This window comes from Providencia sp. PROV189, assembly GCF_028480065.1.
GTDB lineage: Bacteria > Pseudomonadota > Gammaproteobacteria > Enterobacterales > Enterobacteriaceae > Providencia > Providencia stuartii.
Genome location: NZ_JAMPOG010000050.1, coordinates 24,573 through 34,330 on the forward strand (window position 1 = coordinate 24,573; position 9,758 = coordinate 34,330).

The window sequence follows — 9,758 nt, forward strand, 5'->3', positions numbered from 1 at the left end:
TTTTTGATATATTTGGCTTGTTCAATATTTTATATTTCTGCTTTAATAAGCAAAATACTTTTAGTGACGAGAGCTAACAGGCTCTAATGTTTTACTGACACAAATTTATTTGCTATGTCAGATTTTTCTTCACGGGAGAAGAAGCATGAAAATTGTTAGCCCAATAAGCAGAATTCGATGGGCGGTGATCTTTTCATTTAGCGGGGCATTATTGGCTGGATGTTCAACTCCGTACCATACAGCAGCGCCTATTTCTAGCGTAAATGACGGTCAGACGAGTCAATCAAGTCAACAAACTGTTCAAAGAACGGCACCTACTGGTGGTACAAGTACAGCGATGCCTTCTTCTCGACCTAATTTGTCTTCGAATTCTTCATCATCTATTCGTACCTCTGCCCCAGTCAATATGGATGGGCAAGGGCGTATTATCTATAACCGCGACTATGGTAGCATCCCTAAAGGTAGCTACAGTGGCAGTACTTACACCGTACAACGCGGTGATACACTATTCTATATTGCTTATATAACTGGTAATGATTTCCGTGAGTTAGCAGCTAAAAACAATATTGCAGAGCCTTATAGCCTAAATGTTGGGCAAGTGATCAATATTGGTAACGGAAATGTGAACTCAAACGGGCAATTGGCCTCAAATTCATCAAATAGTAATCAGCAACCGGTTGATCTTCGAACAACTAATGCGTATCCTGCAAATGGAAGCGGTCAAAATTCAGGTAAGATGTTGCCTAATAATAAGAAGCCTGCAACGCAAACTTCTACGGCAACAACAACGACGGCAGCTTCTACCGCCTCTACGACGACAGCAAGCAGTACAAATAGCTCATCGATAAAATGGCGTTGGCCAGCGGAAGGGAAAACAATAGAAGGTTTCTCTGATGCTCAAGGTGGAAATAAAGGCATTGATATTGCCGGTTCACGAGGTCAACCTGTACTTGCTTCTGCTCCAGGTAAAGTGGTTTATGCAGGAAATGCACTACGCGGATATGGAAATCTTATAATAATAAAACATAACGATGACTACTTGAGTGCTTATGCACATAACGATACGTTACTTGTGCGTGACCAGCAGGATGTTGCCGCGGGTCAGAAAATAGCCACGATGGGTAGTACCGGAACGAGTTCGGTTAGATTACATTTTGAAATTCGTTACAAGGGAAAATCAGTAAACCCGCTGCGCTACTTACCGCAGCGATAAACTGGGCAGAGTGCAATGACATTCTGCCCTCATTATCAAGGGTAGGAGTCACTGATGAGCCAAAGTTCGCTGAAAGCTAACGAGTTATACAATGACCTCGACGATAGCATGATGGATGATGCTTTTGATGAGAGTCAGTTCAAAGAAGAGGATCTGGTTACTGAACTAGATGATGAAATGGATTTACTCCAGAACACGAATCAGCGTGTTCTGGATGCCACTCAAATTTATCTCAGTGAAATTGGATTCTCTCCGCTCCTAACTGCCGAAGAAGAAGTCTTCTACGCGAGGAGAGCGCTACGTGGAGATGTTGCTTCACGTCAGCGCATGATTGAAAGTAATCTTCGGTTAGTTGTTAAGATCTCTCGACGTTATAATAATCGGGGATTAGCATTATTAGATCTTATTGAGGAAGGTAATCTAGGGTTAATTCGCGCTGTTGAAAAGTTTGATCCTGAAAAGGGGTTCCGCTTCTCAACGTATGCGACATGGTGGATCCGTCAAACGATTGAACGTGCCATCATGAATCAAACTAGAACCATCCGCCTCCCAATTCATATCGTCAAAGAGCTCAATATTTATCTTAGAACTGCCCGCGAATTAGCGCAAAAACTCGACCACGAGCCTAGCGCTGAGGAAATCGCTGAACAGCTTGATAAACCAGTAGAAGATGTCAGCCGTATGTTGCGTTTAAATGAACGTATTACATCGGTCGATACGCCTATTGCTGGCGATTCAGAGAAATCTTTACTTGAAGTTCTCTCTGATGAGAATGAATCAGGCCCAGAGCATACAATTCAAGATAACAACTTAAAAGAGAATATTGTGAAGTGGTTATTTGAATTGAATCCAAAGCAGCGAGAAGTCCTTGCTCGGCGTTTTGGGCTATTAGGCTATGAAGCTGAGACGCTAGAAGAAGTTGGCCGAGAAATTGGGTTAACAAGAGAAAGGGTGCGCCAGATACAAGTGGAAGGGCTAAGGCGGTTAAAAGATATTTTACAAGGAGAGGAGCTTTCCTTAGAAGCCTTATTTAATATGTAAATATCTTTGTGAATACCATAACGAAAGCCCTCAATATTTGATTGAGGGCTTTTTTCGTTAATGATAATAAATGGTCGAGTTTCTCATCATAGACTTTAGCTTACCGTCACACAGGAACGCCACTATGAAATTTAAAATCGTGGTCTACTGAGGTGATAAGTTCGGCTTCAACGAGACCGAACATCTCAACACGCTCGCTAATATCTGTTTTACTGATTGATTGCGCTAACTGTAGGTAATCTTGATAGTGCCTCGCTTCTGAGCGCAGTAATGAGACATAAAAGCTCGCCAAATCATCGTCTAGAAAAGGAGCCAATTTCGCGAAACGTTCACATGATCGAGCTTCAATATAAGCACCAATAATCAGTTTATCGACCAATGTTTGTGGTTCATGACCACTCATATGACTGAATAGCCCTTTAGCGTATCGACTTGCCGTTATACCATCATAAGCAATATTTCGCTGATGCATAATTTCCAGCACTTGATAAAAATGGTGCAGCTCTTCTTTAATCAAGAGTACCATTTTATCAATTAAATCTTGGCTATAGGGTGACTGCTGTTTCGCCAAGATCTGTTTTGATATTTGGTTTTTATTCTTTAGCGTATGAATATCACCAATACGATCGTAGGCAAAGTCTTCATAAGGCTTAAACCAAGCAAGCAATGTTGCCGCACTCTCTTTATCAACCGCATATTTACGGATCAAAAACATCGCACTTTGCGCCGCCTTTAGCTCACATAATAGATGATCTTTTAAGAGTATAGGGAGGCTTTCTGGTTCACTGGCTTTTTTAACCCAACTATCAGGCGTTTCACAGCGTAAAAACTGCCTGATAGGCGCTAGAAGTTCAGTGTGGTCTTGCATACTACTTATCCATTTCCTTTAAACGATATAACCAATCTAACGCTTGCCTTGGCGTTAACTTATCAGGGTCGATACTTTCAAGAGCGCTAAGAACAGGGGATGGCTCTTCTGGCACTAAGAAGCTGAGTTGTGCGCTATCAACATGGCTCGCGTTGGTATTATTTGAAATAATTTCTAACTCTTTGAGCTTTTGTTTGGCACGCTTAATAACATCTTTAGGGACGCCTGCTAGAGAGGCTACCGCAAGGCCATAACTTTTACTTGCTGCTCCTTCTTGAACATTGTGCATAAAGGCGATGGTGTCGCCGTGCTCCATTGCATCAAGGTGAATATTGACCGCGCCTTCTAATTTTTCAGGTAAGGTTGTTAATTCAAAGTAATGTGTGGCAAATAAAGTCATGGACTTGATTCGGTTAACTAAGTTTTCAGCACAAGCCCAAGCAAGTGACAAACCATCATAGGTTGAAGTGCCTCGACCAATTTCATCCATTAGGACTAAACTTTGCTCTGTTGCATTGTGTAAAATATTAGCCGTTTCAGTCATTTCAACCATGAAGGTTGAACGCCCGGAGGCTAAGTCATCGGATGCGCCAACACGGGTAAAAATACGATCAACAGGTCCAATGACCGCTTTTGTTGCAGGTACGAAACTACCAATATAGGCAAGTAGTGTTATCAATGCAGTTTGGCGCATATAGGTACTTTTACCCCCCATATTAGGGCCTGTAATGATAAGTAGGCGACGTTGTGGGGAAAGTGAAAGCGGATTAGAAATAAATGGTTCACTCAGGACTTGCTCGACCACAGGGTGGCGTCCTTCAGTAATGTGGATCCCTGGTTTATCTGTGAGTTGTGGGCAAGCATAGCCAAGTGTTTCAGCACGCTCAGCTAAGTTATTGAGCACATCGAGCTCTGCAAGAGCCTCCGCACTGATTTGCAAGTCTGCCAAATGTGGCAATAGCATATCGAAAAGCTCATCATAGAGTGCTTTTTCGATAGCTAACGCTTTACTTTTTGAGGTTAAGACTTTGTCTTCGTACTCTTTTAGTTCAGGAATAATGTAACGTTCCGCATTTTTCAGCGTTTGACGACGTACATAATGAATAGGAACTAAATGACTCTGACCGCGACTGACCTGAATAAAATAGCCGTGTACCGCATTGTAGCCCACTTTAAGGGTATCAATGCCCAGCTTCTCTTTTTCGCGAATTTCTAGTCTATCAAGATAGTCTGTAGCTCCATCGGCAAGTGCTCGCCATTCATCGAGTTCGCTATTATAACCCGGAGCGATAACGCCACCGTCACGCACCAATACAGGCGGTGCATCAATAATCGCACGTTGCAGTAAATCCTGTAGCTCATCAAACTGGTTAATACGTTTTTGCAAGTTTTGCAGATATTCGCTGTTAGATTGGTTGAGGATTTGATGAATCTCTTGGTACTGTTCAAAAGCGTGGCGCATACGTGCTAAATCGCGAGGGCGAGCAGAGCGTAAAGCTAAACGGGCAAGTACACGCTCTAAATCACCAATTTGACGTAGTAATGGCTGTAATAGCTCGAAACCACACTCTTGTAAGGCGGCGATAGCTTGTTGGCGATTCGTTAGTGTTTGTATATGGCGCAATGGGGTATGAAGCCAACGCTTGAGCATGCGGCTTCCCATCGGGGTAACGCATAAATCCAAAATAGACGCTAAAGTATTATCTGTGCCGCCAGATAAGTTTTGCGTGATCTCAAGATTACGACGTGTTGCAGCATCCAGAATAACGTTATCTGTTTGTTTTTCCATGATGATGCTACGGATATGAGGTAATGCCGTACGTTGAGTATCTTTGACGTATTGGAGAAGGCAGCCAGCAGCGCGTAGCGCTCTCGAGGCATTTTCGACCCCAAACCCAATTAAGTCTTTTGTGCCAAATTGTAGGCCAAGCTGCTGTTTTGCTGTTTCTAGCTCGAATTCCCATAGAGGCCGACGACGTAGGCCTTTACAGTTTTCGATTAACGCCATACTCGCAAAGTCTTCGGGATAGAGTAATTCAGCAGGGCGAGTACGTTGTAGCTCTGCTTGTAGAGACTCTTCGTCATCGAATTCACTAATGATAAAGCGCCCCGACGTGATATCTAAGGTTGCAAAGCCATAGCCTTGAGGCTCTTGCCAGACTGAGGCCAATAGATTGTCTTGCCGCTCATTCAGTAATGCTTCATCGGTGATTGTACCCGGTGTAACAATACGTACGACTTTACGTTCAACAGGACCTTTACTCGTTGCGGGATCACCAATTTGTTCGCATATCGCGACAGATTCACCCAGTTGCACCAATTTTGCTAAATAGTTTTCGGCCGCATGGTGTGGTACACCTGCCATTGGAATAGGCTGACCCGCCGTTTGCCCTCGTTTGGTGAGCGAAATATCTAATAATTGAGACGCTTTTTTGGCATCATCAAAGAAAAGCTCGTAAAAATCCCCCATACGATAGAACAGCAATATGTCAGGATGTTGTGCTTTTAGTTTTAAATACTGCTGCATCATTGGTGTGTGGGATTCAAAATTTTGGTTATCAGTCATAAGCTTGTTTGTCTAATCTGTTGAATTTATTTAATCCTGTGTCCGTTGGCTGTCTCATTAGACTCCATTTTATTGTAGAGAATGTCACAGAATCCCATGATTGAGTGTAGGTTAAAATGTAGGCTGTTTATGGGGCTAAAACCCAATGAGCATTGTAAATGCACCAATCTGCACTTTAGTCTAAACACATTGAATACTTTTATAATAAGCGTTAATTAGGGTAACACTTATGAGCCAAAAATCATCAGTAAAACCATTCTTAACACAGTATCGCAGCGATAAACTTAAGTGTAAAAATAGTTCTGAATCCAGCGAAAGCTCTGGTTTACGTGTTTTTTGTGGCATAACAGCCAGTAAGACCGTTTTCTACCGATATAGTAGCCCAGTTATAGGTAAACTTGTACAGCTAAAAGTCGGTAATTTTCCTCAAATAGCATTGATTGAGACTAGCGTTAAGTTGCAAGAGTTTAAACAGTTACGTCAATTAGGCCGATGCCCTGTCACTGAGCTAAAAGAAGAAAAACAATATAAAAAACAAAAACAACTCCAGCCGCAAAAAACACAGTTAACAGTAAAAGAACTTGTTGAGCTTTATTTAGTTGATCATATCGAAGATCGTAAAGGCAAAGACGGTAAAATTATTTCTGGCTCAAGAAAGAAGAAAGGGCAAATAGAAGTTCGTCGCATGCTTGAAGCCGATGTTGTTCGTGTTTTAGGTGAGCTTATGGCTCATGAAGTAACCCGAAAAAATGTGATTGAGCTTGTGCGTGAAATTGATGGACGAGGCGCTAAGGTTCAAGCAGGTAATGTATTGCGTGAACTGTCGGCAGCCTATGAGTTTGCAATCGGTCTAGAGTATTTCGAAGATAATTTCGCTAACCCTGCTTTATTGGCGAAATCGAGCTTGCAGCAAGCTAAGTTTAAACTAACCAGTAATAAAGGTACTCGTTATCTAGATGATAATGAACTCAAGAAATTTTTAGCATGGTTGCCTAGTTCTGCTTACACCAATGTTGTGAAAAATGTTTTCCGTCTGACGCTTTGGACGGGCTGCCGAACCGGTGAAGTGTGCGCAATGGCTTGGGATGATGTGAATCTTGAAAAAGGTACTATTCATTTGAAAGAAACTAAGACAGGAATTAAACGCCACGTGCAATTGCCGCATTAAGCAATTACCTACTTGAAATCAATGCGGATGAATTCTGATAAATATCTTTTTCCATCTCAAGTAACAAAATTACCTATTCAACAAAAATACTTGACTGAATGCGCATGGCGTTTACGCAAAGAAGGCAAGATGTTGGATATTCCTGCTTGGTCTCCTCATGATTTACGTCGAACAGTGCGTACGGGCTTGGCTAAATTAGGTTGCCCTAATGAAGTGGGTGAGGCGATACTTGGGCATTCGCGCAGCGGTATTGCAGGAGCGTATGATTTATACCGTTATGAGAGTGAATGTAAGGTGTGGTTGCAGAAATGGGCGGATCATATGCAGGTTCTTAGTTTAATAGGTAGAGAGTCTAACCTGTCTTAATTAATTGTGAATAAATCTTAAATTCGCTTTGGTTTGATGTGAAATTTGGTATTATTCTTATCAAATATATAAATTACTTGTCTAGGAATAGTATTATTATGACTATATCATCGTCAATTCGTGAAATTATTAGGCTATCTAAATTTGTAATTAATGCAAGAAGTAAAAAGGGAATGCCTCTAGTTAGTAATATTACGAGTATGCCGTTTCCTGATGGTATTAGCCAAGAAAGTCAAAAATTTGGGGGTTTTCTAAATTCATTACCACCCCGCGATGTACTAATTATTCGTAACTTGATGTATGTTGGTAGAGATCTTAATGCATATTCAAAGCCATTTATGGTGTTATATGCAGAATTTAATCGAATTCTTACACAGGATATCAGCATTGCAAAAAGTGAAATTTATAATAAAATCCGTAGATTGGACCGCTATTTTTCTGCTATTTTTATATATGCAGAGGCTGAAAAAATAAATATAGATGAGATTTAATTACACATTAAACCTTAATTGATGATATATTCACTTGATTTATAATTATTTAATTTTAGAAAATTGGTTTTGTACTCAGCGGTGTACTCATTTAATTGAATCTATCAAATAAAATGGATTTTTTGATAGAATTGGGGTTTTATGCTTATTAAATTTATTTAGTAATTACTACGATGCAAGAGGGGAGTATATGGTAATGTATTTCTTCTTTGTATGACCCTATTCGCAACGCATTATATGCTACATTTAGGGTTTTGCTACAAAAAAATTAAATGTAAAGCTACAGTGTTCTTTATAGCAATAGGTTTGGTGTTTAACTGTATTGATATCTTACTTTTGCAGCAACCGCAGTCCTTGCCACACAAAATGGGTTTCGTGTCGTTTTAGTGTGCCGTGCGCCCATGATTCGACTACTTAATGAATGCGCCGATCTAGTGCATCGTAGTGGTACAGCCATTGTTTGAGGAAATTAAATTTGAGGGTTTTACTACAAAGTAAAACCTCTCATTCTATTGCTTCAAAAAGACTCAATAATTACTGTTGCAGAACTATCATGGAAAATAGTATCTATGTATTCTTTCAATGTACTATAGTTAAGGTGATCAGCATTTAAATACACTAAAATATTTGAAAACCTAACATCCTTTATTTTGTCAGTTTTTATTTCAATTTTTAGGGTGTTTTTTTCTAATGTGATTTTATCAATAGCATTAGAATACTCTCTTTCTGAAAGACTAGTTTGAATGCCAATTGAATCATCAACCTCCCCATCATCAAATCTTGATAAGATCAGATAATTTTGTGGGCTTGTAGGGTCATCTCCTACGCCAATAACAACAACGTCATTCTCGGTATAGCAATTAACAATGGAGGCTTTAAAAGTATATATATTATCCATAATTTTATCTTAGCATTTTTTTGAAGTTGTTGGTGTTTGTTTTTTAGGTGTGACATTCAAAGTCTGTTTTTCTGCTCCTTCCCAATTTAACTCAGCAAGGTATTGTTGCTTCCATCGCGACACAGCAGATTTGCCCGCCCCAGATATTTGTTCAACTTGAATATTGCTATATCCCCCTTCAACCATGAGTTTTGCATATTCCAGTTTTTGCTTTGCACTAAAGGTCACTTTTACTTTTCGGGTTATATTTATACCTATACGATTTTGCTTAATTATAAGCTATAAATCTCTACAGTTTTATTAGACCATCCCAAAAATATTTTCCATTAGAAACCAGACACTTCATTAACATTGTGAAAATTCAATATTCAACCCTTCTTCATTACATAAATCGACAAATAGTTGAGAGACAATCATTTGCTCACAAAAGACACTATCTCTCGCTATAAAGAAATCTTTATCACATTTATAGGCAGGAATATCGATTAGTTTAGTGCCATCAATAAGTTCCCTAAACGTTATTCTTTCCTCGTCAATAATTGGAAGGTAATTGTTTACCTTACATAAAGACATCGTTTCACTAGCATTTTCCACAGTACATTTATAGAAGGACATTTCAGATGCAATTCTACGCTCAAATATAGATACCGCTCTCTGTGAAAAAACTGGGACTCCGATATTGGCAGGAAAATAATCTGAAACCATCAGTTTATCACTCCGCATAGTACTTTGTACTTTACCTTTTGGTAGTGAATATGAGAGAAACTTATCATCCCCTTCATTCCAAATGAAAAAGCTTGATAATCTTGACTTTGGGTCTGAGAAGTCAATAACTCCATTTCCCAATGAGAAGCTACTACTAATAGTATAGATATTCATGCCCCTATCCTCGTAATCAAGCACATGTAAGTTTTCCTGTTTTGAATCCTTTACGAGCCTCATGCTGTAGGTTCAATACTTCACTTTGTATTCGTCGATAATCCCATTTTTCTTTATTTGCAACTCTCTCCAAAGCATCTAGTTTTGACTTCATCATTTCATTATATATTGCATGTGTCCACTCCCCATTAATTAAGACACTTCAAATTAGAGATTTCTAACTGTTTACGGTATGTCTCCGGTGGGAGGTTATTTAAACTTTCGTGGA

7 protein-coding genes and 2 pseudogenes are annotated in these 9,758 nt (G+C 39.7%); 4 read left to right on the top strand and 5 right to left on the bottom strand.

Annotated features, from left to right (window positions below; all coding sequences use genetic code 11):
• The first annotated feature begins 145 nt into the window (after nucleotides 1-145).
• Both nlpD and rpoS read left to right on the top strand, forming a co-directional pair.
• Entirely contained in the window at nucleotides 146-1,213 is a 1,068-nt protein-coding gene (nlpD, locus tag PR833_RS19255) for a murein hydrolase activator NlpD (protein WP_014656629.1), read from the top strand.
• A 54-nt stretch (nucleotides 1,214-1,267) separates the two neighbouring features.
• A complete protein-coding gene (gene rpoS, locus PR833_RS19260; RefSeq protein WP_004922901.1) occupies nucleotides 1,268-2,254 on the top strand; it encodes an RNA polymerase sigma factor RpoS in 987 nt (328 codons plus the stop codon).
• Between the two features lie 106 nt (nucleotides 2,255-2,360).
• Here rpoS and miaE read toward each other — a convergent pair whose 3' ends face one another.
• Nucleotides 2,361-3,122, bottom strand: coding sequence for a tRNA isopentenyl-2-thiomethyl-A-37 hydroxylase MiaE (miaE, locus tag PR833_RS19265; RefSeq protein WP_272526439.1), 762 nt, complete (start codon nucleotides 3,120-3,122; stop codon nucleotides 2,361-2,363).
• 1 nt (nucleotide 3,123) lies between these two features.
• Nucleotides 3,124-5,688 (bottom strand): DNA mismatch repair protein MutS, encoded by a 2,565-nt coding sequence (mutS, locus tag PR833_RS19270; protein WP_061064741.1) that lies wholly within the window; start codon nucleotides 5,686-5,688, stop codon nucleotides 3,124-3,126.
• A 229-nt stretch (nucleotides 5,689-5,917) separates the two neighbouring features.
• On the opposite strand from mutS, the pseudogene PR833_RS20490 reads away from it, so the two are divergent.
• Nucleotides 5,918-7,222, top strand: a pseudogene (locus PR833_RS20490) (tyrosine-type recombinase/integrase).
• Between the two features lie 98 nt (nucleotides 7,223-7,320).
• The gene (locus tag PR833_RS19280) at nucleotides 7,321-7,713 is read left to right on the top strand and encodes a hypothetical protein (protein WP_272526440.1); all 393 of its coding nucleotides are present in this window, start codon (nucleotides 7,321-7,323) and stop codon (nucleotides 7,711-7,713) included.
• Between the two features lie 517 nt (nucleotides 7,714-8,230).
• Here PR833_RS19280 and PR833_RS19285 read toward each other — a convergent pair.
• From PR833_RS19285 to PR833_RS19295, 3 genes and pseudogenes are all read right to left on the bottom strand, one after another.
• Nucleotides 8,231-8,611, bottom strand: coding sequence for a hypothetical protein (locus PR833_RS19285; protein ID WP_053110406.1), 381 nt, complete (start codon nucleotides 8,609-8,611; stop codon nucleotides 8,231-8,233).
• Nucleotides 8,612-8,680: 69 nt separating this feature from the next.
• Nucleotides 8,681-8,857, bottom strand: a pseudogene (locus PR833_RS19290) (IS3-like element ISSde8 family transposase); the annotation flags it as partial.
• Between the two features lie 99 nt (nucleotides 8,858-8,956).
• Nucleotides 8,957-9,490 (bottom strand): hypothetical protein, encoded by a 534-nt coding sequence (locus PR833_RS19295; RefSeq protein ID WP_104873613.1) that lies wholly within the window; start codon nucleotides 9,488-9,490, stop codon nucleotides 8,957-8,959.
• Nucleotides 9,491-9,758: the final 268 nt, after the last annotated feature.

Bases quoted from the DNA above. Each gene is read 5' to 3' on its own strand.
- nlpD (WP_014656629.1), top strand. From the start codon at position 146: ATGAAAATTGTTAGCCCAATAAGCAGAATTCGATGGGCGGTGATCTTT.
- rpoS (WP_004922901.1), top strand. From the start codon at position 1,268: ATGAGCCAAAGTTCGCTGAAAGCTAACGAGTTATACAATGACCTCGAC.
- miaE (WP_272526439.1), bottom strand. From the start codon at position 3,122: ATGCAAGACCACACTGAACTTCTAGCGCCTATCAGGCAGTTTTTACGC.
- mutS (WP_061064741.1), bottom strand. From the start codon at position 5,688: ATGACTGATAACCAAAATTTTGAATCCCACACACCAATGATGCAGCAG.
- PR833_RS19280 (WP_272526440.1), top strand. From the start codon at position 7,321: ATGACTATATCATCGTCAATTCGTGAAATTATTAGGCTATCTAAATTT.
- PR833_RS19285 (WP_053110406.1), bottom strand. From the start codon at position 8,611: ATGGATAATATATATACTTTTAAAGCCTCCATTGTTAATTGCTATACC.
- PR833_RS19295 (WP_104873613.1), bottom strand. From the start codon at position 9,490: ATGAATATCTATACTATTAGTAGTAGCTTCTCATTGGGAAATGGAGTT.